The sequence below is a fragment of the Bacillus sp. PK6-025 genome (assembly GCF_056530265.1).
Map to the genome: position 1 here is coordinate 2389227 of NZ_CP096509.1, position 25506 is coordinate 2414732.

General features: G+C 46.1%; 27 protein-coding genes, 1 other RNA gene, 1 pseudogene and 1 riboswitch. Of the genes and pseudogenes, 5 read left to right on the forward strand and 24 right to left on the reverse strand.

All coding sequences use genetic code 11. From position 1 onward, the window contains the following. Positions 1–7 precede the first annotated feature (7 nt). Complete coding sequence (locus tag M1D67_RS12250; protein ID WP_206761193.1) at positions 8–649, reverse strand: reverse transcriptase-like protein; 642 nt, start codon at positions 647–649, stop codon at positions 8–10. A gap of 93 nt (positions 650–742) precedes the next feature. On the opposite strand from M1D67_RS12250, the gene M1D67_RS12255 reads away from it, so the two are divergent. From M1D67_RS12255 to sspL, 3 genes are read left to right on the forward strand one after another with little or no spacing between them, the layout of a single operon-like run. Next, entirely contained in the window at positions 743–1444 is a 702-nt protein-coding gene (locus tag M1D67_RS12255; RefSeq protein WP_023857402.1) for a queuosine precursor transporter, read from the forward strand. After that, the gene (locus tag M1D67_RS12260; RefSeq protein ID WP_479831319.1) at positions 1434–1832 is read left to right on the forward strand and encodes a reverse transcriptase-like protein; all 399 of its coding nucleotides are present in this window, start codon (positions 1434–1436) and stop codon (positions 1830–1832) included. The genes M1D67_RS12255 and M1D67_RS12260 overlap by 11 nt, the downstream gene beginning before the upstream one ends. A gap of 42 nt (positions 1833–1874) precedes the next feature. After that, positions 1875–2021 (forward strand): small, acid-soluble spore protein L, encoded by a 147-nt coding sequence (sspL, locus tag M1D67_RS12265; protein WP_003182847.1) that lies wholly within the window; start codon positions 1875–1877, stop codon positions 2019–2021. Between the two features lie 9 nt (positions 2022–2030). On the opposite strand, the gene M1D67_RS12270 is transcribed toward sspL, so the two are convergent. The 15 genes and pseudogenes from M1D67_RS12270 to M1D67_RS12340 all read right to left on the reverse strand — a co-directional run. Next, positions 2031–2918, reverse strand: a complete 888-nt coding sequence (locus tag M1D67_RS12270; protein WP_020451896.1) for a 5'-3' exonuclease — start codon at positions 2916–2918, stop codon at positions 2031–2033. A gap of 84 nt (positions 2919–3002) precedes the next feature. After that, entirely contained in the window at positions 3003–3152 is a 150-nt protein-coding gene (locus M1D67_RS12275) for a hypothetical protein (protein WP_003182852.1), read from the reverse strand. Positions 3153–3231: 79 nt separating this feature from the next. Next, the gene (locus tag M1D67_RS12280) at positions 3232–3501 is read right to left on the reverse strand and encodes a YpbS family protein (protein WP_023857403.1); all 270 of its coding nucleotides are present in this window, start codon (positions 3499–3501) and stop codon (positions 3232–3234) included. A 74-nt stretch (positions 3502–3575) separates the two neighbouring features. Continuing rightward, complete coding sequence (gene dynA, locus M1D67_RS12285; protein WP_479831320.1) at positions 3576–7139, reverse strand: dynamin GTPase; 3564 nt, start codon at positions 7137–7139, stop codon at positions 3576–3578. Between the two features lie 143 nt (positions 7140–7282). Then, positions 7283–7378: a Fur-regulated basic protein FbpC gene (gene fbpC / locus M1D67_RS12290; protein WP_003182857.1), complete on the reverse strand. Its 96-nt coding sequence runs from the start codon at positions 7376–7378 to the stop codon at positions 7283–7285. A gap of 63 nt (positions 7379–7441) precedes the next feature. Continuing rightward, complete coding sequence (locus tag M1D67_RS12295) at positions 7442–7945, reverse strand: isoprenylcysteine carboxyl methyltransferase family protein (protein ID WP_020451899.1); 504 nt, start codon at positions 7943–7945, stop codon at positions 7442–7444. A gap of 7 nt (positions 7946–7952) precedes the next feature. Continuing rightward, positions 7953–9050, reverse strand: a complete 1098-nt coding sequence (locus M1D67_RS12300; RefSeq protein WP_020451900.1) for a type III polyketide synthase — start codon at positions 9048–9050, stop codon at positions 7953–7955. Between the two features lie 41 nt (positions 9051–9091). Further along, positions 9092–9643, reverse strand: a complete 552-nt coding sequence (locus tag M1D67_RS12305) for a GNAT family N-acetyltransferase (RefSeq protein ID WP_020451901.1) — start codon at positions 9641–9643, stop codon at positions 9092–9094. 73 nt (positions 9644–9716) lie between these two features. Next, complete coding sequence (locus M1D67_RS12310) at positions 9717–11033, reverse strand: nucleobase:cation symporter-2 family protein (protein WP_020451902.1); 1317 nt, start codon at positions 11031–11033, stop codon at positions 9717–9719. Then, entirely contained in the window at positions 11030–11614 is a 585-nt protein-coding gene (xpt, locus tag M1D67_RS12315; protein WP_020451903.1) for a xanthine phosphoribosyltransferase, read from the reverse strand. Before xpt ends, M1D67_RS12310 begins: the two co-directional genes overlap by 4 nt. Before the next feature lie 118 nt (positions 11615–11732). Continuing rightward, a riboswitch (purine riboswitch) is annotated at positions 11733–11832 on the reverse strand. Positions 11833–11971: 139 nt separating this feature from the next. Further along, positions 11972–13474, reverse strand: coding sequence for a carboxypeptidase M32 (locus M1D67_RS12320; protein WP_023857407.1), 1503 nt, complete (start codon positions 13472–13474; stop codon positions 11972–11974). A 115-nt stretch (positions 13475–13589) separates the two neighbouring features. Then, positions 13590–15509, reverse strand: coding sequence for an ATP-dependent DNA helicase (locus M1D67_RS12325; protein ID WP_020451905.1), 1920 nt, complete (start codon positions 15507–15509; stop codon positions 13590–13592). A 108-nt stretch (positions 15510–15617) separates the two neighbouring features. Then, complete coding sequence (locus M1D67_RS12330; protein ID WP_020451906.1) at positions 15618–15794, reverse strand: hypothetical protein; 177 nt, start codon at positions 15792–15794, stop codon at positions 15618–15620. Positions 15795–15990: 196 nt separating this feature from the next. Then, positions 15991–16353, reverse strand: coding sequence for a hypothetical protein (locus tag M1D67_RS12335; protein ID WP_020451907.1), 363 nt, complete (start codon positions 16351–16353; stop codon positions 15991–15993). Between the two features lie 146 nt (positions 16354–16499). Beyond that, positions 16500–16621 (reverse strand): annotated as a pseudogene (locus M1D67_RS12340) (IS1595 family transposase); the annotation flags it as partial. Between the two features lie 255 nt (positions 16622–16876). Here M1D67_RS12340 and M1D67_RS12345 point away from each other — a divergent pair. Continuing rightward, positions 16877–17338, forward strand: a complete 462-nt coding sequence (locus M1D67_RS12345) for a hypothetical protein (protein WP_020451908.1) — start codon at positions 16877–16879, stop codon at positions 17336–17338. 128 nt (positions 17339–17466) lie between these two features. Here M1D67_RS12345 and M1D67_RS12350 read toward each other — a convergent pair whose 3' ends face one another. The 8 genes from M1D67_RS12350 to M1D67_RS12385 form a co-directional block, all read right to left on the reverse strand. Then, positions 17467–18618 (reverse strand): THUMP domain-containing class I SAM-dependent RNA methyltransferase, encoded by a 1152-nt coding sequence (locus M1D67_RS12350; protein WP_105981031.1) that lies wholly within the window; start codon positions 18616–18618, stop codon positions 17467–17469. 95 nt (positions 18619–18713) lie between these two features. Beyond that, positions 18714–19100, reverse strand: an RNA gene (rnpB, locus tag M1D67_RS12355) — RNase P RNA component class B. 52 nt (positions 19101–19152) lie between these two features. Beyond that, positions 19153–19449: a cell division regulator GpsB gene (gene gpsB / locus M1D67_RS12360; RefSeq protein WP_003182873.1), complete on the reverse strand. Its 297-nt coding sequence runs from the start codon at positions 19447–19449 to the stop codon at positions 19153–19155. A gap of 80 nt (positions 19450–19529) precedes the next feature. After that, positions 19530–20081, reverse strand: a complete 552-nt coding sequence (locus tag M1D67_RS12365) for an SLOG family protein (RefSeq protein WP_039072801.1) — start codon at positions 20079–20081, stop codon at positions 19530–19532. Between the two features lie 116 nt (positions 20082–20197). Continuing rightward, entirely contained in the window at positions 20198–20467 is a 270-nt protein-coding gene (locus M1D67_RS12370; protein WP_020451911.1) for a CotD family spore coat protein, read from the reverse strand. A 241-nt stretch (positions 20468–20708) separates the two neighbouring features. Further along, positions 20709–22022 carry a ribonuclease H-like domain-containing protein gene (locus M1D67_RS12375; protein WP_105981367.1) on the reverse strand — a complete coding sequence of 438 codons (1314 nt, stop codon included), beginning with the start codon at positions 22020–22022 and terminating at the stop codon, positions 20709–20711. 5 nt (positions 22023–22027) lie between these two features. Further along, positions 22028–24271, reverse strand: a complete 2244-nt coding sequence (locus M1D67_RS12380) for a DEAD/DEAH box helicase (RefSeq protein WP_043054590.1) — start codon at positions 24269–24271, stop codon at positions 22028–22030. 132 nt (positions 24272–24403) lie between these two features. Continuing rightward, positions 24404–24910 carry a PTS sugar transporter subunit IIA gene (locus tag M1D67_RS12385; RefSeq protein WP_020451914.1) on the reverse strand — a complete coding sequence of 169 codons (507 nt, stop codon included), beginning with the start codon at positions 24908–24910 and terminating at the stop codon, positions 24404–24406. A gap of 172 nt (positions 24911–25082) precedes the next feature. Between M1D67_RS12385 and M1D67_RS12390 the strand changes: the two genes are divergently transcribed. Further along, a complete protein-coding gene (locus M1D67_RS12390) occupies positions 25083–25502 on the forward strand; it encodes an Hsp20/alpha crystallin family protein (RefSeq protein WP_020451915.1) in 420 nt (139 codons plus the stop codon). The last annotated feature ends 4 nt before the right edge of the window (positions 25503–25506 follow it).

Genomic DNA, 25506 nt, shown 5'->3' on the forward strand with positions numbered 1-25506 from the left:
ATCTCCGTTATTCATCTAGTTTGATTTGGCTTTCCACAATGGTATGCTCAAGCATTTTTTTTGCGAGCTGATCCGCTTCCTTGTTGTCTTTGCGGCTGATTTGAATATAGGTGGGCGTTAGCTTTAATTTTTGAAGCTGGCTCTCGATTCTGTCCAGCCATTTCGAATGAACGGGGTCATAGCATGGCCAGTTACCTTCAAGCTGGTTCAGCACGACGAGCGAATCCCCTTTTATGACGACGGAGTTCCTGCTTGCCCCAAGGTCTCTAAGCTCTTTAACGGCTTCGGAGAGAGCCGCATATTCCGCCTCGTTATTCGTTGTCAGCCGAAAGCTCTTGTTCTTTCTCAATCGGTACCGGTCCCCGCCGAGGGAGTAATATATCACAATGCCTAAACCAGCGAGCTGACTTTCTTTATCATAGCTGCCGTCAAAATAGACGGTGATCTCATCCGGTTCAGCCGCAAGTTCTTCTTTCAGCTTTTCCAGCTCTTTCAGAGTCCAAAAGCTGCCCTTCTCATCTTCAAACTCAAGTTCAGTGACATACGGACTTTGAGAAAGCTGACGCCCAGCCGCCACTGCCTCTTTCATCTCGATCCATTCATCAGCTGTAAAAGGAATGGGTGAAGACCCTTTAATCTTGATTTTCATACCTGCTCTCAGTTTCACAAAATCACCTTTATTCAAATTATGGCTTGTTATGCTATAATCAAAACAGTTTATTCAGAAAGGAAGTACTCGTTCTTGTTTAACGAAATATTATGGATTAGTTTTGCGATCATTAATTTTATCATTGTTCTCTTCTTTTTTAAACGATTTGGCAAAACCGGTTTATTTGTCTGGATCGGTTTTGCGACAGCCGCCGCCAATATCGAGGTGGTCAAAACGGTCGAGCTGTTCGGGTTGACCGCGACACTCGGCAACATCCTGTACGGAAGCGTATTTTTTGCGACCGACGTCATCAATGAAAGATACGGAAAGGAAGAAGCGAAAAAAGCCGTTTCAATCGGTTTTTTCATTCTGATTGCTTTGACGCTCGTCATGCAGGGAGCTCTTCTCTTCAAGCCGCATCCGGAAGACATTGCACAGCCTGCGCTGGAGACGATATTCGGCTTCTTGCCCCGTGTGGCGCTCGGCAGCCTGCTCGCCTATATCATCAGCCAAACGCTTGATGTTTATGTATATTCGGGAATCAGAAGGTTATTTCCTTCCGATCGGGCACTGTGGCTTCGCAACAGCGGCAGCACAGCCCTAAGCCAGCTGCTCGATACATTGATTTTTACAAGCGTCGCATTTATGGGCGCTTATCCGCTGAATGTCTGGATTCAGATTTTCATCACGACATATGTCTTGAAATTCGTTGTCGCCGTTTTCGCAGCGCCGTACGCTTATGCCGCTAAAAGAATCACCCCTTTGGATGAAAGGAGCGGAAACAATGCCGATTGAGGTCTATATCGACGGAGCAAGCGCGGGTGATCCCGGACCGTCCGGACTTGGCATTTTCATCAAAGACGGTCAGAAGACCGAGTCCTTCTCCCTTCCCGCCGGCTTACTGAGCAATCATGAAGCGGAATTCAAGGCGCTGATCGAAGGAATGAAGCTGTGCGCCGAACGTAACTACCGGATCGTTTCGTTTCGGACCGATTCGCAGATCGTCGAGCGCACGGCGGATTTGGAGTTTGTCAAAAATCAGGCATTTAAGCCTTATCTGGATGAAATCATCCGCTTAAAAAACGATTTTGATTTATTTTTTATCAAGTGGGTTCCTTCGAAGTCTAACCAGGCGGCTGACAAGCTTGCGAAAAAGGCGATATTGCTGAATCACCCCGAGTAAAATCCATTCCCGCTGCACATCATAACGAGTGAGGTGGTTCATGTGGAAAAACAGCATTCAGCAGGAAGAGGCCGCCTGACAGGCGGTGTCACGCCCCAGGGAGATATTGTATTAAACCGGGATAACCGGCATACAGACCCAAAAACCGAGCTTGAAAACCGGGCGAAAAAAAGCAATACAAAACATTAGAGAGATCGGTTATCCGATCTCTCTTTTTTCGAATTTCACCAGCAGCGGTTCGATTCCCCGTATTTGATGAAGTCTCAGCATCGCTTTCGCCCTGTCATGCATCAAGGTGAAGTCTGCGTCGTCCAATGAGCAGGAAAGCGGTACATCGCATTTGATTTCTGCAAGGATTCTGGACAGCTTCAGGTCTTCAAGACATTCGGTTATTTTCGTCTGCTGACCCTTTGTCAGCTGTCCGATGTTTTCCAGCAGCCGGTCAACAGTCGAATATTCCTTAATCAGTTTGTAGGCCGTCTTTTCGCCGATGCCTTTTACACCCGGGTAGTTATCGCTTGTATCACCCATCAGCGCTTTGATGTCAATCAAAGCCTTCGGCTCGACACCGGTCTCTTCACTGAATGATTCTTCCGTGTATACTTTATAATTGCCGATTCCCTTTTGTAGCAGGGCGACTTTAACATTGACTGTTAAAAGCTGAAGCAAATCTTTATCACCGGTGACGATCGTGATCTCCGCTTCTTCGCTGAACATCGCTGACAGCGTGCCGATGCAGTCATCGGCTTCATAGCCCGCAATGCCGATATTTAAAATCCCGAGCTCTTCCGCCGCTTCCTTAGCCATGTCAAATTGCGGTATCAATTCTAGAGGCGGCTCGCCGCGATTCGCTTTATAGTCCTTAAATAAATCGTTGCGGTACGTTTTGCTTCCCATGTCCCAGCAGCAGACGACATGACTCGGTTCAAACGCAGACACCGCGGTTAACAGATGCTTTAAAAAGCCGTGAACCCCGTTTGTCGGCACCCCTTTGTCATTCAGCATAAAATTGCGGTGCACCGCAGTCGCAAAAAAAGACCGGAATAATAAAGCCATCCCGTCTACAAGCAGCAGCTTCTTGTTCATTATGGAAACTTCCTTTCTTCATACAATGCACTTATTGTACCACAGGAGCAAAAATGATGAAAACAGCGTCAATCGACGCTGTTTCTATTTTTGGTGCTGTTTTTTGCTAGAAATTAATTTGGCGGCTTCCATTTGCGAATAGGATTCAGTCGCAAATTCAGTATTAAAGCCGTTCTTCTTTTTAGCGTTGTTGTTTCGCTGTGCATTCGCGTTGCCAAGCTTTGTTCTTCCCATTACACTTCACCTCCAGCGGGCGTGTCATGGTTTATGTTTTGCAAAAAAACATGACGCCACACGCGGAAGGATTCACCAGCTAGGCCTGCGGATATTTTCGGCTGACGTATTCGGCGACCATTTCTTTCGAGACGAGCCGTCTCGTGGGAACGATGCCTTTTTTGGCCAATTCGTTCATTTGCATGGTAATTTGGTTGATGAGGCCGGTTGAAAATGCTTCATTTCGCCGGCACTTATCAACCGCTTCATCGATCGCTTTTTCCCTCTCCTGTTCGAGACGCACGAACTGCTTGATGTGCTGGTGCTGTTTTTTGGAATGTGCTGTAATGGCTTCATGAACGTTTGTCATCATCTAATTCCCTTCTTTTTTTATTCAGTCTATCATGTCTGCCGGCCAGATATCCATACCAATATCAATCTAATTCAACTTGAGCGGAGCCATTCGCCTGCCAAGTTATGCGCTTTTTCAATGTTTTCACGCTCTGCGCTTTCCAACGGCTCATGAAAGTACGCTTCTTTTTGTTCTTCGAGTTGAGCTTTTGCGGACAGAACAGCCGCTTTCTGTAATTGTCCGGCGCTCGTTTTGCAGCGCTTTAAACATGTCCGCTTTTCACGTTGAATCCATTCGTCCGTGATAGCCGAAAGCTTTGCAGTAAACGCCTCGACAAGCCGGGCTTTGCCATTTTGCTGAAAAAACGCTTTAGGCGTTTTGAACATTTTCAGTTCATCTGCAAATTCCCCTTCATCCGCTGACGCTGCAGCTGTTTCCCAGCTGCCGGTCTCAGGGCGGTCAGCTGTGATATGAACCGCAAAATAAGGATTATCGGCAAGCCGCTCTTTTACGGCATTTGCCCACTGTTCGCCGGCATACTTGAGCATGATGTTTTCCATTCTGATATCAAGCGCTTTTAGTTCCTGCAAAAATTCGAATTCATACTCCTTTAAGCAGCTTTTCAAAGCGGTTTGCAGATTGGCGCGCCAATCTCCGTTCTGAAGCCCTGGATGGATTGCAGCTTTAAATAAATCGTGTGCATAAAAGGCCAGGCGCTGCCTCATGTGGTAAAATTGCTCTTCCACATCCTTTTCGGTCATTTGAAGGATTGATGATCCCTTTTCTGCTTCTTCAATGACAGCTAAAGCCGCTTGATAAGCTTTGGCGATCCGCTTTTGCTCCGCTTCCTTTTCTTCAGCGGAACGGTGCAGTGAACGGCGGAGCTGAAAGACGGTTTCACACAGTTTTTTGCCTTCATCAAGCAGCTCTTCGACAGCTGTTCTGGCTAGACCATTTTCGATAAAATCGTCGAGCTCCCGCTTTAATCTGCTGAAATCGTTATTCGGCGAAGCTTTTTTGCTGAGCTCCTGTTTGCTCGATACGTGATACAGATGCGGGTTTTGAATGCCTTCTTTCAAGAGCTCTCCCCTAACATAGTCTTCAACCGTCTGTAATTCGGCCGGGTTTTCCGCGAGGTCTGCCGCATTTAAAATAAAAAACATTTTATCCATGCTGAAAGCGTCTTTAATGAGTCCGAGCTTGCGCAAAAACGACCGGTCCGTTTTGGAAAATGCATGCTGGTAGTATGTTAAGTAAAGCAGAGCATCGGCATCTTTCATGTATTGAAACGCAAGCTCAGTATGCCGCTTATTCATGCTGCTGGCACCCGGTGTATCGACGATCGTAATTCCTTTCTCCGTGACCGGTGTGCTCAAATAAACGGTGACTTCACGGACGGCGCAGGCCGTTTGTTCTTCAGCGACATACGGATGCAGATCTTCAGCGGAAATCGTCAGGATTTCCCGATCGTTGATATATGAACCATAACGCTCATAAGCTTTGAGGAAGTTCTTGATCAGCAGCCGTTCATCATCATCCAGGTCTCCTTTTTTCAAAAGGTTTCCAAGTTTTTCGCCAAAAGCGGAGCCTTTTGCCGCAGCCATTTTCCCCTCCAATAGCTGATCCAGTTCCGCTCTGATTTCCTCTTCCGTTTTAAAAACGACTTCAGCCGTCCCGTTCCTTTTGGTTCCCGACGGTTTTGTTATTTTATTAATCGTTGCCGTTGTCGGCGTCGGAGATGACGGCAGCACTTTCCGCCCGCAGAGCGCATTTGCAAAAGACGATTTGCCGGAACTGAATGCGCCGAAGAGCGCCAGGGTAAACTGCCTTGTATAAAGGCGTTCCGTTTTGTCCAAGAATGCTTTTCGCTGCTTTTCCAAAGCAGGAATATCCGCCAAAAACCGGGCCAAGTCGAAAAAGTGCTCAATGTACTCAGAAACGCCCTTTTTCGGATGGAGCACATCGTCTTTACGGCTGCTGTTTTCCCCTTGCACACGGACCGGTTCCGCTCGTCGGGCATCAAGCGGTTTTTCAAGGGGCTTTTTTTCTTCGGCATACCAATTCGCTGGCAGCTCGCTCTGATCGCCGTGTTCCCATTGATCCCAGAGACGGTTTGCTTTTTCATATGACTTCTGCTGTTCGATCAACCGACTTTCGAGCTCGGCGAGCTTCGCCTGTTCCGCTTCATATTCGACTTTCATCGCTTCCGCCTGCAGGCCGCTTCTTTCTTTGATGAATGTTTTGAGCTGATCGATAAGCGGCTGCGCTTGTCTTTTTGCCTTTCTTCTGATGTTTTCAGCCAGTTCTTTCGTATAGTTCAGCACGTATTCCGGTGTAAACTCAGCCCCTTTTTTCTGTGAACGAAGCAGTTCATTTTCATCTACCTCTGTCCGAAATTGAAGAACGTCCCGAAGCAGTTCATCACTCTGGACGTTAAAGCGGTTCATGAAAGCCTTGATTGCTTCAATGACATGCCAGTCGATTTCGGCTTGAACCCTTTTTTGAACGTCGGCAAGAAACACTTCTTTTCGTTTTTGTTTTTCTTCAAGCGTTTTGGCCTTGCTGAAAAGAAATCCTTTTTTAAAGCCTTTTTCGATAGATTCCAAATACGATTTGGCCAGTTCTCTCATCTCAAACGGCGTTAAGTTTGCGTTTTGGGCAATTGTATGAATGTCTTTTTTGATTTGTTCCTCCGCCCGTTTTTCCTGTTCTATCAAATCGGCAAGCCGTGCTTTTACAGACTCGACTTTTTCTCTTAAGGAAGCGGTTTCTTCAGACAGAGCCGTGTCTTCGTCACTGATCAGCATTTTGATATGTTCATGAATCAGGCTGCTGATTTTTTGCTCCGTATATGCCTTTAGCTGCTGTTCGGATTGATGCTGCAACCTTTCCAGCACAGCGCGAAGCCGGGTGAATTCGTTCAGCGGATGACCGGCTTCGGTGACCGATGTAAAAAAGAGATGATCTTCATCGATCCCTTCTTTCTGCAGCATATCAAGCACTTGCTTTTTATAGGCATGGAAGCCTGTTTCTGCTTCGTCATGACGGTCAATCTGGTTCACGATGAAAAAAATATTGGGTATCTGATCTTTTATTGATCGAAGAAATTTCACATTTTCTTCGGAATGGACATGATTGTAATGCACGACATAAAACAAGGCATCCGCCTGGTGAAGTATCGAAGACGCCGATAAAAAATGGGCATCGTCCGTCGAATCAATTCCGGGCGTGTCAATTAAGACGGCCTGAGGCGCGATTCCTGAAAATGGCCCCTCGATTTCCACCATTTCAATCTGGCTGCCGTCCCTGCAGTACGCCTGCACTTTTTCTTTATCATAAGAGCCATCCATCCGGGCGTATCTTCCATCGATCGTATGGAGTGTTGTTTTCATTTCCCCCCGGCGGACCAGCACAAGATTGGCGCTCGTCGGTATCGGACTTGTCGGCAGGACGTCTTCCTGAAGCAGCGCGTTCAATAGCGATGATTTTCCTGCTGAATAATGTCCGGTTAACGCAATGTACACTTCTTTTCTCAGCCATTTTCGGATGATTCCCGCAAGCTGCGCAGACCGCTTGTCATCCCCGTTCTTCCTGAGCTCCCCGAAAACCGCTCCGGCTCTTTTCAACAGGTCGTCTTTCGTGTTTATTTGTGCCATGTTTCCTACCCCTTTTTGCGTTGTTGTTTGCCATCTTAGCCCTTTCTCCCATTTTACACAACCTTGCTGTATTTTTCTTCACAATCTGAAAGAAAAAACGAGAAAAAGCTGCCTGTTTCGGCAGCTTCAGCACGTGTATTTATTTATTTTTGCGGATTCGCTCCTGCGATACCTTTTAAGACATAACCAATCAATAAACTGTATGTACTGACCGCCGCCAGCAAAAAAAACATCGTCATACGCGACTCACCATCCTATAATGAGAATGTTTATCATCATTATAAATGAAATGATAATCATTTTCAATGGTGTAATTTTTCTAATGCCTGTTCTTCCGTGCGGATGCGGATGTACATGACAGCAGCGTTGAGCACCGTAAATAAAAGTGCGGTGGCGTATGCCTGGAAAAGCAGGGGCAAAAGCAGAAATTCAAGAGCCACCGCCACATAGTTAGGGTGTTTGAACCATTGATAAGGCCCCTTTCGGACAAGGTTCGTTCCAGGGATGACAAGGATTTTCGTGTTCCAGCATCTCCCCAGAGAAAAGAGCGCCCAATACCGGAGGGCCTGAGTGAAGATGAGGCCTGTTAATACGACAAGCGCCATCGGAAGAGGTCCGCGTTGAAAAGCGATCGTTTCCCAAATCAAACATATGAAAAACAAAACATGCATCGCGACGATATAAGGGTAATGACGTCTCCCGTATTCGACCGCTCCCTCTTTCAGAGCGTTTTTTTCATTGAACTTCGCGACTGCCAGCTCAAGCAAGCGCTGGGCGGCAAAAATGCTTAAAATTGTCCAAAACATGTGTCAGTCACTCTCTTTTTGTCCATTTCAAAAGCAGCAGCTCCGATGAAAAGCCCGGGCCGAGCGCCCCTAAGAGACCGTATTTTCCCGGTATGGGACTGCCATGCAGGCAATATTCTTTTAAAACATGCATCACAGTGGCTGATGACATATTGCCGTGCCTGGCCAAAATTTTTCGTGAACAGTCGATGTGCGCTTCGGAAAAGCCGAGGCTTGCTATATAAGCGTCGAGAACTTTTTTTCCGCCAGGATGGGCAAGAAATACTTGAATGTTCTCCAAAGCGAGTTGTTCCCTATTGAGAAATGCTTCGACATCATTCTTTAAATGTGTTTTGATCAATGTCGGAATGTCCCTGGAAAAAACGACACGGAAACCGTTGTCATTGATTTCCCAGCCCATGACATCTTCCGAATCTTCCAAGGTGGCTGATTGTGAGCTCACTACTTCCGGAAGAACCTCCAATCTGGCTGATGAGATATCCGCTTCCTTGCCGCACATTAAGAGCGCGGCGATTCCATCGCCAAATAAAGATGTGCCGATAAGGTTGCTTTTCGATTGATCATCCTTTTGAAACGTTAAGCTGCACAGCTCCGCCGCAATCACAAGGACATGGGCTTTTGGAAACGCTTTGCAGTATTCGAATGCCCGCGCTATACCTGAAGCTCCTCCTGCACAGCCGAGCCCCCAAATCGGAATCCGCTTCGTCTGTTTTGAAAAAGGCAGAATGTTCATGAGCTTCGCTTCAATGCCGGGAGTCGAGATGCCTGTAGAAGATATAAAAAAAATCGCTTCAATTTTTTCGAAAGGGATTTCTTTTTTCAAAAACCGTTCGTCTGACAGGCAATTCGAAACGGCTTCTGCACTGTGTCTGACAGCCATTTCAATGTACGCCTGATTTTTTTCCTTGAAGCTCCTGGATTCTTTATACCAATCCAAAGGCATGACAAATTGTCTTGAAGCGATTTCTCCATTTTGGAAAGCTGACAGCAGCCGGTCAATGTCTTTAAATGAATCTTTGAACATCTCCCTCGCAAAAACGGCCGCTTCCTTCTGGTCGACATGGCAGCGGGGAAGGCTTGTCCCCGCCGAAATGACGTAGGCCATAATACCACCTCTATTTACAGCGTCTCCCGAATCGCCCGGCCTTATGTGGACCTCTCGAAAAAATAGGCCATCAGCACTTCATCTTCGTATTTCCCGTCCGCAAAAACCTGCTCCTTTTGAACCCCTTCAATGATAAAGCCGCTTTTCTCATAGAGCGACAGCGCTGCTTTATTTGCAGAAAATACGGTCAGGCAGAGCTTATGCAGACGATGCAGCCTGCACCAGTTGAGGGTGTAGGACATGATTTCCCTGCCAATCCCAAGCCCTTGCGCTTTGCTGTGAAGCCATGTTCTGAACAGCCCCGTGTGCCGCTTCATTTTGAGGTCGCCGCGAATGACCCGGGCAATTCCGTACACCGCACCATCGATTTCAACCGCCGCATACATGTTATCCTTTTCCATCATATCGCTGATGAATGCCCGCTCTTCCTCAAGTGTGCGCGGCCGTTCTTTTTGGATGTACACACCGGTTTGAATCACATCTTTTACTGCTTCAATGATGTCGGGGGCATCCGCCATTTTGACGGGACGGATGACAGCTTCACCGCCGTCTTTCGTGCTGATTCGTTCGACAAGCTCATTCACAGTTTCCATTCGTTACGCCTCCTCTTCATACCGGTAGTATGGCTTATCCGCAATGCAAAAAAACCTCACAATCTGTGAGGTTTTAAACGGCTGATTTTTCAGTTGGAACTGCTTCAGGCTGTTCAGCATGACGAGAAAACGGATGGATATGAAAGATCGCATTCAAGAGAATGGCTGTAAAGCTTCCCGCGACAATTCCGTTCTCTGTCAAAAGCTTGACGGCATCGGGAAGGTTTTGAAACATTTGCGGTACAACCGTCACGCCTAGGCCGATTCCGATGGAACACGCTACGATCAATAAGTTCTCCTGCTTTCCGAAATCAACCCGGCTCAGCATTTTGATCCCGTAGGCGATTACCATGCCGAACATCGCGACCATAGCGCCGCCGAGCACAGGTTTAGGAATGATCGTCGTTAAAGCAGCGGCTTTCGGAAACAGCCCCAACAGAATAAGAAAAGCTCCAGCGAGCGCAATCACGCTGTTTTTCTTAACTCCTGTCAGCTGGACGAGACCGACGTTTTGCGAATAGGCCGTATAAGGGAAGGCGTTGAAAACCCCGCCCAGCAGCACGGCAATCCCTTCGGCACGGTAGCCTTTTGCTAAATCTTTTTCTGTCAGCCGGCGGTCCGTCAAATCACCCAATGCAAAGTAGACGCCTGTAGACTCGACAAGGCTGACGATCAGCACGAGGGACATCGTCAAGATCGGTGTGATCTCAAAAACGGGAGTGCCGAAGTAAAACGGATGGATCATCTGCACCCAGCCTGCGTTTGCCACTTCTGTAAAATCAACTTTTCCTATCAGAGCGGCGCCGGCTGTTCCTGCAATTAAACCGATTAAAATGGAAATTGATTTGATAAATCCTGTTGTAAAACGATATAAAAGGACGATGACCAGTAAAACGGAAAAAGCTAAAGCAAGATTGGACAGCTCACCGAAATCGCTGCTGCCTTCACCGCCGGCCATGTTGTTCATCGCAACGGGAATCAAGGTGATACCGATCACCGTGACGACCGATCCTGTGACCACGGGAGGGAAAAACTTAACAAGCTTTCCGAAGAAAAAAGAAACGATAACGACAATCACACCGCCTGCTATGATGCTTCCATAGATCGCTGGAATACCGTATTTTGAAGCAATCGCAATCATTGGTGAAACGGCTGTGAACGTACACCCCAATACAACAGGCAAACCGATTCCGAAAAAGCGGTTTTTCCAAACTTGCAGCAGTGTCGCCACACCGCACATCAAAATGTCGGCAGACACAAGGTATGTGAGCTCAGCCGGCGTCAAGCCGAGAGCGCCGCCGACGATCAGCGGCACGACAACGGCTCCTGCATACATGGCCAGGACGTGCTGAATACTTAATGAAACGGTTTTACCGGCCGTAAGTTTCATGACCCAACCTCCTGTAAAAAGGTAACTTTTCCATCGGCAAGGGATGCAATACGCGCAAGGGATTCGACTCTGATTCCAAGATTGTCAAGCTCCTCCCTGCCCGTCTGGAATGATTTTTCGATAACAATCCCGATTCCGCACACCTTTGCGCCGGCCTGTTCAATGATGGAAACGAGCCCTTTCGCCGCTTGTCCGTTTGCCAAAAAATCGTCGATGATCAGAACTTTGTCATCCTTTGAAAGATGGCTGGCTGATACGGCAATCGTACTTTCCGTTTTTTTTGTAAATGAATAGACAGAAGCCGTCAACAGATTTTCCGTTAAGGTAAGCGATTGACGCTTTCTTGCAAATACTACCGGCACGCCCAGCTTCAAGCCTGCCATCACGGCAGGTGCGATGCCTGAGGATTCGATCGTCACAATCTTCGTGACGCCTTCCTCCCGGAAAAGCGAGGCAAACTCTTCGCCCACAGCAAGCATTAATTCCGGATCGATTTGATGATTTAAAAATGAATCAACTTTCAGCACTTCGTCAGACAACACCGTGCCATGCTCTGCAATTTTTCGTTTTAGCTTTTCCATTAAACCCCTCCGTTCATCAATTGCCCTTCATAAAAAAAAGCATTGTCCGCTCGGATTTTGAATGCGAGCGGGCAATGCTTAAAAAGACGAATTCCGTCTGTTTCACTAAATGACGTTCGTTTTCTTAGCGCCCACTCATAGTCGGACATTTACGGTGTCCGGTAGAAACTTGCGTGCCATATCCACGCGATTATATGAGTGATATAATGTATCAAATTATATCAACTTTCGATCCGGTTGAAAAGGGATAAAACAAAAAAAGACGAACCTGCACACATTTTTTTAGTTTAATGTTCGTATTTAACAGAAAATTCTGATCCAAAAATCCCTCCCGGACTCACGGGAGGGATTTCTTTTTTACAAATAGAGTGTTGTATATTTTTCTTTCAGGTAGCGGATTAAATGACGGACGTTTAATTCTTCGCCTGTCGCAGACTTGATGATGTCCAACGGTTTTTTTCTTTTGCCGTGGATGTGAACGTGCTCTGTCAGCCACTTTCTGATCGGTTCAAATTCGCCGTTTTCAATCATGCGGTCAAACTCCGGAAAATCTTTCAGCATGCTTGATTTCAGTTGAGCCGCATACATATATCCGAGCGCATATGAAGGGAAATAACCGAAATCGCCGCCGGACCAATGGACATCCTGGAGAATTCCTTTAGCATCGTCAGGAGGCGTAATGCCCAGATATGCTTCATATTTGTCATTCCATAGTTTCGGAAGGTCTCCGACCGATACTTCGCCGCTGAAAATCGCTTTTTCAATTTCGTAGCGAATCATAATATGCAGCGGATATGTCAGCTCATCAGCCTCAATCCGAATCAGCGACGGCTTTGATTCATTAACGGCCCTGTAGAACCCTTCAGCAGTAACGCCTGCAAACTGGTCAGGACTTGCTTCTTTTATTTTCTCAAAATACCGCTTCCAAAAACCTTGATGTCTGCCGATAAAGTTCTCATAGAAAAGGGATTGGGATTCATGTATCCCCATTGATGCGCCGTCTGCTAAATTGGTTCCGCCCAGCGCTTCATCAATGTTCTGTTCATAAATGGCATGGCCGCATTCATGAATCGTTCCGAAAACGGCCGAGCGAAAATCGTTTTCATTATATGCTGTGGTCACCCGGGCATCCCCTTGACTGATCGTCACCTGGAAAGGATGAACCGTCTCATCCAGGCGCCCCGCCTCAAAATCATAGCCCAGTTCTTTTAAGAAAAAGTGGCATACATCGCGCTGCCGCTCTTTTGGAAAACGTTCGTGCACAAAGCCCGTATCAGGCTTTTGATCACTGGCGGCAATCTTTTGTACAAGCGGAACGATCGCCTCCCGCAATTCAGAAAAAAGGCCGTCGAGCTTTTCGACTGTAACACCTGGTTCGTATTGGTCCAGAAGGGTGTTATAGGGGTGGCCTTCATATCCCCAGTACGAGATAAACCGTTTTTTATAGTCGATGATTTTTTCTAAATACGGAGCAAAGAGAGAAAAATCGGACGCCTTTTTCGCTTTTTCCCAGACGGATTCCGCTTTGGATGTCAGCGTCGTATATTCTTTGAAATCTTCTTCCGGAATCTTGCTGTTTAAATCGTATTCTTTTTTCGCTTCCTCAACCGCTTTCTGTGTATCGGCAGGCAGATCCTGTTTTTGCTCGGCAAGGGCATCCAAAAGCTCCTTCATCCGCGGGGACGTTCTCATTTGAAAGACGTCTGCCGACAATTGTCCGATCGCTTCGGCGCGGCTTTCTTCGCCTTTTCTCGGCGCGCCCGTCCTCATATCCCAATACATCACGTTAATCGCCTGCTCATACCGGCTGATTTTCTTTAATGTTTCTAAAAACTCTTTTTCATATGTATTGATCGACATCATTCATCCTCCTCTTCCCTTATATGATGCGAATTGTAATCAGACTAATGGAAATATTTACGAAAGTCAACTTTTATGCAGCCAAAAAAAAGAAAAGCGGGATGTCCGCTTTTCTTTATACATAAACCGGCTGAACAGGAAGCACAGATTCGACTTCTTTTATCACATTCCATTCTTGTTCATCGCCCGCAAAAATGCTGATCGTGCCGCGGTCGCTGTTTGATCTGATCAGACGGCCGATGCCTTGGCGCAGCCTTAGCAGCATGTAAGGAAGGTCTACTTCGCGAAAGGCGTTTTCCAAACCGCTCCGCTTCGCTTCAAACACAGGATCATGCGGCGGAAAAGGAAGCGACCAGATGATGACATGTTGCAGCGGATCTCCGGGAATATCGAGCCCTTCCCATAGATGCACAGAGCACAAAACGGATTCTTCAACCGTTTGAAACTTTTCAACAATTGTACTGATTTCTTCATCCCCCTCAAAGTAAACAGGAAACGAAAATGATTCCTGTGCAGTCCGGCGCTTGAAGGACAGAAGCTCCTCAAAAGACGGAAACAGGAGCAGCGTTTTCCCGCCCGATTCTTTGATTGCACGGATTGCCGCTTTTTCTTTTGCTTCTTTTTCCTCAATTCGATGGATGTACACTTTCATCTGCTCTTCATAGTCGTACGGCGAATCAACGGTAAATGATAAGTAGTCGCGGATCCCAAGGCTTGTCGCTAAATAATCGAACGATCCGTTTTCCGATAATGTCGCCGATGAGAAAATAAATGGAATCTGCTTGGAGAACACTTTTTCTCCGAGAACTTCGGAGACGGTTCTCGGCATGACGACGAATGTTGACTCAAGCTCTTTTTGCTCAAGCCAGCTGATCGCATTTTTCCTGTAGAGCGAAAGGGAGTAAGCCATCTGTTCGAGATACTCTTCAACAACGGTTAAAGCGTATTGGTCGATCGTGTACAGCTCGCCTTCAAAAACGAGCGCCTCCCCGATCTTTTCAAGCAAATCATACAGCTCGGCGGCCGCTTTTTTCAGATTGGCATGATCTTTGATGCGCATGCGCTCAGAGCCTTCTGCTTTTTCGGCGTTTTCTGAAAGCAAACCGAAAAATTCGTCGTTGGCGCGAAGCGCTTCTTCGACAAGCTCTGCAAATTCTTCTCTGATGTCATTGCCGAGCAGGCGCTCGAGAAACATTTCGAGCGTCGATTGCTTCACCCTGTACGTCAGCGCCTTTTGCGCCGCAAACTCGAGCAGATGCCCTTCATCGAAAACCACAGCGCTGTGTTCCGGCAAAAGCGGAAGCTGGCCTTCCCGTTTTCTCGCCTCTTCTGTCCAAACGTGCTCCATATAGAAATCGTGGGAACAGATGATGAAATCGGTTGATTTTCGATAATGGTCTCTTGACAGTGTAAGTCCGCATCGGTGCCTCATGTCGCACGTGAGACAGTCTTGAAAAGAATCGTAACCGATTTCAGACCATTCATCATTTGATAAAGACGAATACTCTTTGCGGTCTCCGTACGGATAAAAAGACTGCATGCCCTGCGATTCATGAACGAAAGACGGCAGACTTTCGTAGAGGTCAAGCCATTTCTCATCATCAGATCGCTGCATCGTTTTCTCCAGTTTTTTCAAACATAAATATTGATCATGCGATTTGCTGAGCCTTGCGTCAATCGTCAAGCCCAAATGCTCGGAAATTTTGTAAATATCGCCTTCTTTTTTGACGAGCTGTTCGATCAGCGTCTCATCCGCACAAGCGATGACCGCCGGCTTGCCCGTATACCTGGCATAGCTCAAGGCAAACAGAAGATAGACGAGCGTTTTTCCGGTTCCGACTCCGGCTTCTGCAAACATGACCTTCTTTTCCTTAAATGCCCGTTCTAATTGAAAAGCCATGAATATTTGCTCATCGCGCAAATCAAAGCCTTTTTCAGGAAGAATATCGTAAAATACATCACCGATCCAATTGTTCAGTTCTTCATAAAAGTTTTTTGTTTTTGTTAATGAAAAAGGCAGACGAGATGCTGTCACCCTGCTCCAACCCCCAACTATCGAGTTTTCAGAACTTCTATCCTATCACTATGATTCGGGAAATTCAACAAGAAAGATTTGAGAAAAGGAGCAGGAAGCCTCTCTTAACTATTTCCGGTAAATCGAATGCGTCAAAAACGGATGATCCGTCGATTCCATATGGCTGATCGCGTTTTTCAATTCTTCCTTCGCATATGTAAGGCGCTCTTCGCCAATGTCCTCGAGCTGGTTTTCTGACGTCTCCAGCGCTTTTTGAATCATATGAATGTGATCGCTGTTCAACATGAAATCACCCCTTTTCAAAATCAATAATCCCGAGTATATGCAGGATGAATCGTTTTTATACAGGCTGATTTTATGTTTTTTCTTTGCTCTTGATAAATACGCAAAAATAAAGGGAATCCATAGTATATATGGTTTCCTTCAATCTTGTTATGTAACTCACCCGATTCCGGAACAATTAAAAACTTTAAGAACCGTCTTATATAAGACGGTTCTCCAAAGATTCGATTGCCAGTTTTAGTGCAGTCAAGCGACGCTCATTTAATGTTTTTTGAGGACTGCCTTCTTTTGCTTTGGCTATTTGTTTTTCAATAGATGGAATGATACCTTGTAAAACTTCTTTAGAAGTCAATATGATTTCTTCGTTATAGCCAAAATCTTCTCCATTCCAAATACCTTTTAGGCTTTCTAAACCAATTTTTACTGCGTTTAGTCTCTTTTTGACAAGAGTTGTGTTTGAACCTTTTTCTTTCGTGCTTTTATAAGCATTTGTTAGTTTATTAAAAGTTGACTCCAACGATTGAATGGACAAATCTTGGATTTCTTGGCTGACAGAATTCATATACAAACCTCATTTTTCTTTTTTAATGATTCAACATTTTTTAACAATCTGCTTAATGGTTGAATTAGGACTGCACATTCCTTTTTGCGAGTCGTAAACTGTCATTTCGACTATCGACAAATAAAAATCAAGATATTTCGCAGCGACAATCGACCACTCACAGTGGAAGAAGGTTCAACATAGCGTTTAACCCATCTTGTTCTTTTTGGGTGTGTGGTAATCTGCCGATATCCTTTAACAAGTTGCTAAACGCTTTGCTCTCCTTGATAACTTACCATCGAATATTTGTTCTGATTTTGATTGTATCAAAATTTCGGGGAAGTTATCAAATATCAACATTTACGTTTAACCGTTTTCACAGCGGTCAAACACCCTTTTTCCAGTCAAACAACAGCTTAACATCAGATAGTAAGGACTGTGTTAGACAATGTGCGCTTTATCCACAATAAAAACCCAGTCTATTCTGTTTTTCTATCATATCCTGTAGGGACTTAAAAATTTATAGACTAAAGGTGGAGAGTTTATGTACTATTATGAACCGGCAAAGAAAGATTATTGGGATTATGATTATGATCCTTACAAGAAAGATCACGATTATTGCAAAAAGGACTACTACTACCATGAGCCTTGCAAAAAAGACTTCTATTACCATGAACCTTGCAAGAAGGATTACGATTATTGCAAAAAGGATTATTACTACCATGAGGATTACAAAAAAGACTACGATTACCACAAGCCTTGCAAGAAGGATTACGATTATTGCAAAAAGGATTATTACTACCATGAGGATTACAAAAAAGACTACGATTACCATAAGCCTTGCAAGAAGGATTACGATTATTGCAAAAAGGATTATTACTACCATGAGCCTTGTAAAAAAGACTACGATTACCACAAACCTTGCAAGAAAGACTGCTACTATGAGCCGCGCAAAAAATGCTATGATTCGTCTTATAAAAAGAAAAATGATTCATGGATTTACTAGTGAATCGATGTTTTGCCATGCGCTTTTAAGGGGATAATCCCGCGGGCGCGCAAATTTAAAAACGCCGTTCGGCGGCTTTCCAGCTATGGAAAGAAAAAAGGCTGCCGTTTCATGGCAGCCTTTTAGCTTCACTTCTCTTTATTCGGTTTTGGCGGCCTTTTCCCCCAATACTGGTAATAGTCCGTCTTAATAAAACCGTTAAAGAGTTTCCGTTTTTTTGTCGCTTTTTTCCCGTAGCACTCTTCAAAACGCTCGTTTGATGTCAGCATGTAAACAGACCACGTATCAAGTCCGGCAAATGCTTCGCCCATATCTTTATACATGGCTTCGACTGCTTTCTTTTCACCGAGGCGTTCCCCGTACGGCGGATTTCCGACAATCACGCCGTATTCCTCTTTCGTCCGAAAATCCTTTACCTGCATTTGCTTAAATTCGATGACATCGGCGAGTCCTGCTTCCTCGGCATTCGCTTTGGCGATCTCGATCATACGATGATCCAGGTCATACCCCGAAATTGACAGCGGCTGATCATAATTCGCTTTGTCTTCGACTTCAAGCCTTGCTTGATCCCACACTTCTTTGCCGATCCATTCCCATCTTTCGGATGCAAAATCCCTGTTGAAACCCGGCGCAATATTTTGGCCGATCAAAGCCGCTTCGATCGGTATCGTGCCCGAACCGCAAAACGGATCGACGAAAGGTCTGTCAGGCGTCCAATTTGTCAATTGAATCAATGCTGCAGCGAGGGTTTCTTTCAGCGGCGCTTCCCCTTGACCGGTTCGGTATCCCCGTTTATGAAGCCCGGCTCCGGATGAATCAAGCGTAATGACCGCTTTGTCTTTTAAAAGGGAGACCTCGATTTTATATTCCGGGCCTGTTTCCTCAAGCCACCCGCCTTGTGTCTGATACGCTGATTTCAGCTTCTCGGCGATCGCCTTTTTGACGATGCGCTGGCAGTCCGGCACGCTTGCAAGCACTGATTTAACAGACTTTCCCGTCACGGGGAATGAGGCGTGTTCAGGAAGATAGGCGCTCCAGTCGATCGCTTTTGTCTTCTCGAATAACTCGTCAAAGGTCTTGGCCGTAAATTCGGCAACCTGCACTTTCACCCTGTCAGCAGTTCTCAGCCACAGATTGGCTCTGCAGATGGCGAGGGCATCACCTTCGAACACGACTTTGCCGTTGTCAACCGTACAATCATATCCTAGATCTCGCACCTCTTTGGCAACGATCGCTTCAATTCCCATCGGCGCTGTTGCAATTAATGTATAGGTTTTCATCATATCACCTGTTTTTATGTATGTTTTTTACATGATAAAAGCTCTCCTACCTGCGGAGAGCTTATACATTGTCATCATCATAATAGTGTGTAACGTTCTGTAAGCCATGTTTTGTTCCGTCGTACTGCTGTCGGCTGCTAAGCCTCGTACTCGGGTGGTAATCATCTATCTACAGAGTCAACTCTGTCCTTCTTTCCGTTCATTTCCGTCCAGAAGGTTCCCCTACCAAAATTTGGGTTTCTCGCTCGAGGGGTTTACCGCGTTCCACTCTCACCATTTCTAGTGAGACTTCGTCACTGTGGCACTTTCAAGGATACTCAGCCATATCCATAAAGGACGTAGGCTTTTTTCCTGCCGTCAGCCTTCTGCAAGGCTGCCCTAGCTTATGACTTCGCTAGGCACGAACACTACGGGCATCTCAGCACCGTGCGAGCATGGACTTTCCTCTACAGATGTAAAATCTGCAGCGATTACCCGAACGTTAAGACATCAACTATTATAGCTTAGTTTGTTCTAAAGGGCAAGCGGTTTTCATCAATCGTATAATTTGCTTCCAAACACATGTTTTTCCAAATTGGAAAGCCGTTTTAGAATATCAAAATTGGTCGTATTTGATTGAGCCGGCTGTCTCTTGTTCGCTTCTTCAAGCTGTTTTTTCAACTGCAGGTTTTCCTGCTGCAATTCTTCGATTTCCTGATGGAAGGCTTCATAGTCTTTAATGACCATGTCCAAGAATTTGTCAACATCTTCCTGCTTGTAGCCTCTGACTCCTGTTTTGAATTCTTTTTCCAAAATTTCTTTAGCAGAAAGCTTCACTTTATCAGCAAGCATCTTTTTCACCTCATATCGTGAATCATCATCTTATATTTTTTCAGAAAACGTGTGCAATGTCAAATTTTCTCTTGCACTTTTTACTCTTCGTAAAAGCTGCTTTCTTCAACGGTGACTCTCAGGTCATCCATCGTAATCGTGTAAATCGGAAAATCGCGTTTTTCTTGAGCTTTTTTTGCTTCATTCAGCATATACACAGGCGAGCCTTCTCTTTCTTCGTCGTACAGAATCAATAAGCCATCCGCCTTTTCGATGAAAAACCGGTTTTTTTGTTTAAATTGGACCGGGCTTTCGTACGGCCTGTGTGTCAAGCTTTCAGTGAAATCGCTGGCTGCGAGCACAGCTTCATACTGCTCTTGATTTTTCTCGTTCCACTTCTTTTCCTGTTCCAAAAACGGAGTGATAACCGCCACTTTCAAGTCGGGATATTCTTCCTGCAGCGAAAACGCAACTTCCGCCGCCCATAGTTCCGTGCCGAGCTGGCCTGAGATAAGGATCCATTCCAGCCCTTCCTCAAGCAGGGCGGTCAATCGGTTTTCAAGCGCTTTTTTTATGTAGAACAGGGCCTTGTCATCCTGTTTGAAAATCCCCAGTTCAAACGGCTTGTACCCTGTAACGGCCAATACTTTCATTATGATCACCTGCTAAAAAATGGGGCCGTATTCCGCCCCATTTTTTTAAAAGATATTCTGTTGCTCACGTTCAATCCGGCGCTCGTTCATCCTGACAAAACTTCCGAAAATCCTTTTTAGTAAGGACCCATACCCATTCCAGGTCCTGGCATCGCTCCAGGCCCGGGCATCATTCCTGCGCCAGGGCTCACGAAGTGCTGATGTGATGCCTGGTTGACAGCTGATTGAGTTTGCGGGAAGTAATGAACATGCTGAAAATGCTGATGGTTGACATTCGTTGTGTGCTGCGGGTGAATGTGCGGTACGACGGTTTTGCTTTGCGTATGGTTGTAGCAGCATTGAGTAGGATGAACAATCGGCGCCATTACATGCGGTTTACAGTGCATGAAAATTCCCCTTTCTTTAAGCTTCTATATACACTATTAAACTATGAAGCAAGGGGTAAACATGTACTAATATAAAAACCTATTTTAAAAGTAAGCCATAAAGCTTTCCTTGAAATTCGTCATGATTAATACGATAAACAGTACGACGACAAAAAACAGATAAAACAGCCCCTTATACATATCGACGCTCCCTTCAAACTATTCTAACGCTATTTTACAAGAAGCGATCGGTTTCTACAATTCATAACATGCTTGAAATGTTTGGCTTTCGAAGATCGTCGTTTTCTGCGCTTGCCCGGGGAATATTTCGTCCGAATTTCCTTTCCAGCCGCTCGCGCCGTTTCAAAAGACCGGCTACTTCTTTTTCGGTCAGCTCAAACTTTTGTGAACCGTGCTGCAGCATCAGGTTATCCGTTACCTCGAGGGCGGCCCGAATGTCCCGCTTTCGATGTTCAAAGTATTTGGCGAGTTCGATGCCTGCGCGCCAGGCGGTTTTTCCGTCTGTTCCATTTTGGAGCTTCAGCCAAAGGGATGCGGCTTCTTTTAGCATGCCCTGCTTTTTATACTGCATGGATAAATCGAATGATGCGCGTTCAGACTGCTCGAAAGGCTTTTTTTCAAGCTCCTGCAATTGCGCTGTCGCAAGCTCTGTCTCCCGGTTGGCGAGAAGCCATTTGGCCATCGCGTACTTTTCGTTTGCTTCCGCTGTCTGCTCCGGAGTGAGGATTTTCTTCGATAAATGGATGTAAAGAGAAATTAAAGAAAGCACATCAAGCTCATTGTGGCGCAAAACGCCTTCAATGATTTCCGGACGCTCCTCCTTTAAAAAATGAAAATACATCATCGGCGCCAGGTAGCCCGGCGTATCTTCAGTTCTTACAACGGCCAGCTCTTCCTTTTCCACCGTCCCCAAAGAGACGCGGTCAAACTTATGCTTCCAAAGGCGGCGGGATCCGTGGAGTAGGTCAAAATGGCCGAAATCCGGCAGCTTCGGAACCCTGTCGCGGATCAGCGTGTGCCTCGTTTTCACCTGAGGCCAGTCGAACGCTTTCCCGTTATAGGTGACAAGAGACTGAATATCGACTTCACTCAGGAAGCTGTGATAGAGGGCGGCTTCGTGCCCCGGCTTTGGCAGCAGATGCTGTTTGACGACTACGCGGTCGTCATACACCCGTGCATGGCCGAGCAAAAAGATCGTATTGCCGGCCCCTCCCCCGAGACCGGTCGTTTCCGTATCAAAGAAGAAAAGCTGGCTCGGTGTATACCCTTTGCTTGAAAGCGAATGGGAAACTGCGCTGTTGTTCCAGCGCATAACCGTCTCATGCAGTTCAGAAAATGCGTAATGGCCATGAACATGTGTCAACGGATAAACGACTTCCCTGATCAGGCAATAGCAGTTCTCAAACACATACGGTTTAACACCGAGTTCGGCCCATTCTTTCTCAAAACCGACGGACACGGAAGTCCGCTTTTCTGCCGGAGAATCCGTTTTTTCTTCTTTCGCTTGATTTCCCAGGTGATGCTTATAGCGGTTAAGTTTTCGTTTTAAAGACATTCCGCTCAACCTTTCCAGCCTTTTAAAAGGCGCAGCGCATTGTTTTTTGTCTGATCGCCGCTGCCGCCCACTCCTATGCAGGAAGGGCATCCTGACTCACACGGACATCTTGAAATCAGCCGATGCGCTTCACTGATGATCTCAGGCATTTGTTCATACACTTTCTGAGACAGCCCCACTCCGCCGGGATAGCGATCATACAAAAAGATCGTCGGCTTTTCGTTATGAACGGCTTTAATTTGCGGAAAAACGTGCAGATCAGACGGATCGCACATCACTTTTAAGGCGGCGACATGTCCCAGTACGTTTGCAGTCCCAAGCAAAGCTTCTTCCAATTTGATGTCGTTCCAATTTTGCCGCTCCTCATCGTTCACCTGCACCCAAGCCGCATTGGTATGCAGTTCCTCTTCAGGCAGATGAATCGGGCCTGAGCCGATATTTTCATGCGTCTCAAATTTTATTTTCTTAAAAATCGTCGCTTTCGCCTGAACGGTCACATCCCCAAAACCGAACGCTGCGGTTTCTGTCTTTTTCTCCTTGTCAACTTCGAGAACTCTCAATAGGACGGCAAGATTGGCATCCGTATAGTAATCAACTTGAACCTCGCGGACAAACGCCTTTTTCTCCTCCCAGTCAAGCTTTTCCACCTGGTATTGGATGCCTTGATGCAAATAAATGGCTTCATCATGCAGAAGCGTCATGGCGCTGAACCTGTCCATTTCCCCGATCACTTTCGCCTTCTCGCGCTTTGACTGATCAATAATGACAACATTTTCCTGAGAAGCCGACCTCAAGCTGATGCCGTGCGCCGGAAAAGCGTCATTCATCCAGTGATACGTGTTCCCGGTTAAGTGGAGGACTCTTTCTTCTGCCAAGTAGTCAAGAATATCCTCGATTTCGGCACCGCCGAATGTGTCCGTTCTTTTGAAAGGCAGTTCAAAGGCTGCGCATTTAATATGATCGACAAGAATGACCAGGTTATCCGGATTAATGACGGCAGTCTCGGGATTTTGTTTAAAGAAATAGTCCGGATTCTGTACAATGTACTGATCGAGCGGGGCGGAACTTGCCACCATGACAATCAGCGCTTCGTTGTGCCTTCTTCCAGCACGGCCGGCCTGCTGCCAGGCGCTCGAGATCGTTCCCGGATATCCGGTCATGATGCATGTCTGCAGCTGTCCGATATCAACGCCCAGCTCAAGCGCATTCGTGCTGACAACGCCTTTAATGTCCCCGCTGCGAAGGCCTTTTTCAATGACGCGCCGCTCGTTCGGCAGATAGCCGCCCCTGTACCCCTGAATCGAATGAGGGCCGACAATCGGTTTCATCACTTCCTGCAAGTATGTCAATATAATTTCAACCCGGACTCTGCTTCTTGCAAACACAATCGTCTGAATACCGTTTTTCAGAAATTCGGATGCGAGCTTTCTCACTTCAAGGGTCGCGCTTTTCCTGATGTTAAGCGAACGGTTGACCATCGGCGGGTTGTAAAATAAAAAGTGCTTTCTTCCCGACGGGGCGCCGTTGTTTGAAATCAGATGCATCGGCTGCCCTGTGAGCGTCTCAGCGAGCTCCAATGGATTGGCGATCGTCGCGGATGTACAGATAAACTGCGGCTTGCTTCCGTAAAATTCAGCGATCCGCATCAGCCGTCTGATGACATTGGCTACATGGCTGCCAAAGACTCCCCTGTATACGTGAAGCTCATCGATGACAATATATTTCAGATTTTCAAACAATGACACCCATTTTGTATGGTGGGGCAAGATCGCCGAATGCAGCATATCCGGGTTTGTAATGACGATATGTCCTGCTTTTCTGACTTTCTGCCTGATCGAAGGCGACGTATCTCCGTCATATGTATAACAGTTGATCGACGCACCGATTTCATCGATTAATTCGTTCAGTTCACTTTTTTGGTCCTGCGACAATGCCTTTGTCGGAAAAAGATATAAGCTGCGCGCATCCTGGTCTTCTGTGATCCTCTGAATGACGGGCAGATTGTAGCAAAGCGTCTTCCCAGATGCCGTCGGCGTCACAAGTGTCACGTTTTTGCCGGCGGCGCTGTGCAGAAACGCGTCAGCCTGATGGGAATACAGCTTTTCTATCCCTCTCTGCTGTAAAGCATGCACGATTCTTTTATCTAAACCTTCAGGAAAATCGCGGTAATCCGCTTCTTTTTCCTCAATTGTATGCCAATGAACAATTTGCTTGCTGAAAGCTTGGTCTTCTTTCAGAAGCTGAATCATATCTGTCAAATTTCGTTTTTGAAACAACGCTGTCACCTCTCCCTTCTATTTTAGCGAATGTCCGTTCGTTCTGAAAGAGGTGATTTCCTGAGAAAATGAAAAAGCAGAGAATCGCTCCCTGCTTTTTTGCTGTTACTTAACTTTAAGCTCCATGAGCTTTGTCTCGCTTTTTTTCGCCTTTGCCTCTTCATGTTTTGTGACGCGCTCCAACACATCGCCGTTCATAATGACGATCGGCGTAATGGTGCTGCTCGCTTTTTCCTTGATCAGTTCCAAATCGCACGTTATCAAAGGATCGCCGACTTTTACTTTGTCTCCTTCTTTGACATGGGCTGTGAAACCTTCGCCTTCCATCGCTACGGTTTCCAGACCGATATGAATCAAGAGTTCCACGCCGGACAGTGAACGGATGCCGATGGCATGTTTTGTGTGGAACAGCTGGATCACTTCCCCGTCGACAGGTGAGACGATCTCGCCTGCGGAAGGCTCGACAGCCATTCCGTCACCCATCATCTTTTGGGAGAAAACGGGGTCAGGGACTTTTGAAAGTTCCAAAACTTGTCCGTCTACCGGTGAAAAAACGGTTTCTTCTTTCATTTCATTTTGTTTCTGACCAATACCGAATAATTTTTTCAGCAATACAGTTGGGCTCCTTTCAAAACGCCTCTTTATGATGGCTATTAAAAGAGGAACAGGTTAAATAAATCTTTGGATTCCCCACTATTTAACCACACTTTCAAATTCCCATCAATGAATAACCATACCAAGAGCCCCTGCATAAGCTGAAAATAAAAAACCGGGGTGATGAAGAATGGATTTCAAGGAAAACGACAATCACTCGCTCAGCAAGAAAGACGAAATTCAAGAAGCGGTTGAACAGTTATTTTACAATTCACCTTTCCACGATATTTTAAATTCATTCCAAAAACTGATATCAGACCAGCTTCAGAATTCCACCATTTCCATGAACATCAGAGAGGAGAATGAGGCGCTTCACGTCGACATTGCCGTTCCTGAATCGTTTCAAAACGGAGATATCATGATTGAAGCGAAATCAAGGTATCTTCATGTCGCCTTGAAGGAGAAAAAAGAAAGCGGCGGTTCTTCATCGTTTACAAGCCTGTCCAGAACCGTTTTGCTCCCATATCCCGTCCGCGAAGAAACAATGAAGACGTCGTGGAACCGAAATATCCTCACGGTCTCATTTCCGGAGCAAAAAAAGCATGAATGACCTT

Coding starts and splice junctions, on each gene's coding strand:
- M1D67_RS12280 (WP_023857403.1), bottom strand. CDS start 3,501: ATGACAAACGTTCATGAAGCCATTACAGCACATTCCAAAAAACAGCAC.
- M1D67_RS12375 (WP_105981367.1), bottom strand. CDS start 22,022: ATGTCTTTAAAACGAAAACTTAACCGCTATAAGCATCACCTGGGAAAT.
- xpt (WP_020451903.1), bottom strand. CDS start 11,614: ATGGAAAAGCTAAAACGAAAAATTGCAGAGCATGGCACGGTGTTGTCT.
- M1D67_RS12380 (WP_043054590.1), bottom strand. CDS start 24,271: ATGATTCAGCTTCTGAAAGAAGACCAAGCTTTCAGCAAGCAAATTGTT.
- M1D67_RS12260 (WP_479831319.1), top strand. CDS start 1,434: ATGCCGATTGAGGTCTATATCGACGGAGCAAGCGCGGGTGATCCCGGA.
- M1D67_RS12250 (WP_206761193.1), bottom strand. CDS start 649: ATGAAAATCAAGATTAAAGGGTCTTCACCCATTCCTTTTACAGCTGAT.
- dynA (WP_479831320.1), bottom strand. CDS start 7,139: ATGGCACAAATAAACACGAAAGACGACCTGTTGAAAAGAGCCGGAGCG.
- M1D67_RS12320 (WP_023857407.1), bottom strand. CDS start 13,474: ATGTCGATCAATACATATGAAAAAGAGTTTTTAGAAACATTAAAGAAA.
- M1D67_RS12300 (WP_020451900.1), bottom strand. CDS start 9,050: ATGGCCTACGTCATTTCGGCGGGGACAAGCCTTCCCCGCTGCCATGTC.
- M1D67_RS12275 (WP_003182852.1), bottom strand. CDS start 3,152: ATGGGAAGAACAAAGCTTGGCAACGCGAATGCACAGCGAAACAACAAC.
- M1D67_RS12345 (WP_020451908.1), top strand. CDS start 16,877: ATGTACTATTATGAACCGGCAAAGAAAGATTATTGGGATTATGATTAT.
- M1D67_RS12310 (WP_020451902.1), bottom strand. CDS start 11,033: ATGAAACTTACGGCCGGTAAAACCGTTTCATTAAGTATTCAGCACGTC.
- gpsB (WP_003182873.1), bottom strand. CDS start 19,449: ATGCTTGCTGATAAAGTGAAGCTTTCTGCTAAAGAAATTTTGGAAAAA.
- M1D67_RS12270 (WP_020451896.1), bottom strand. CDS start 2,918: ATGAACAAGAAGCTGCTGCTTGTAGACGGGATGGCTTTATTATTCCGG.
- M1D67_RS12330 (WP_020451906.1), bottom strand. CDS start 15,794: ATGTTGAACAGCGATCACATTCATATGATTCAAAAAGCGCTGGAGACG.
- M1D67_RS12295 (WP_020451899.1), bottom strand. CDS start 7,945: ATGTTTTGGACAATTTTAAGCATTTTTGCCGCCCAGCGCTTGCTTGAG.
- M1D67_RS12370 (WP_020451911.1), bottom strand. CDS start 20,467: ATGCACTGTAAACCGCATGTAATGGCGCCGATTGTTCATCCTACTCAA.
- M1D67_RS12335 (WP_020451907.1), bottom strand. CDS start 16,353: ATGAATTCTGTCAGCCAAGAAATCCAAGATTTGTCCATTCAATCGTTG.
- M1D67_RS12305 (WP_020451901.1), bottom strand. CDS start 9,643: ATGGAAACTGTGAATGAGCTTGTCGAACGAATCAGCACGAAAGACGGC.
- M1D67_RS12365 (WP_039072801.1), bottom strand. CDS start 20,081: ATGAAAGTATTGGCCGTTACAGGGTACAAGCCGTTTGAACTGGGGATT.
- M1D67_RS12390 (WP_020451915.1), top strand. CDS start 25,083: ATGGATTTCAAGGAAAACGACAATCACTCGCTCAGCAAGAAAGACGAA.
- fbpC (WP_003182857.1), bottom strand. CDS start 7,378: ATGACGATGTTTTTTTTGCTGGCGGCGGTCAGTACATACAGTTTATTG.
- M1D67_RS12350 (WP_105981031.1), bottom strand. CDS start 18,618: ATGAAAACCTATACATTAATTGCAACAGCGCCGATGGGAATTGAAGCG.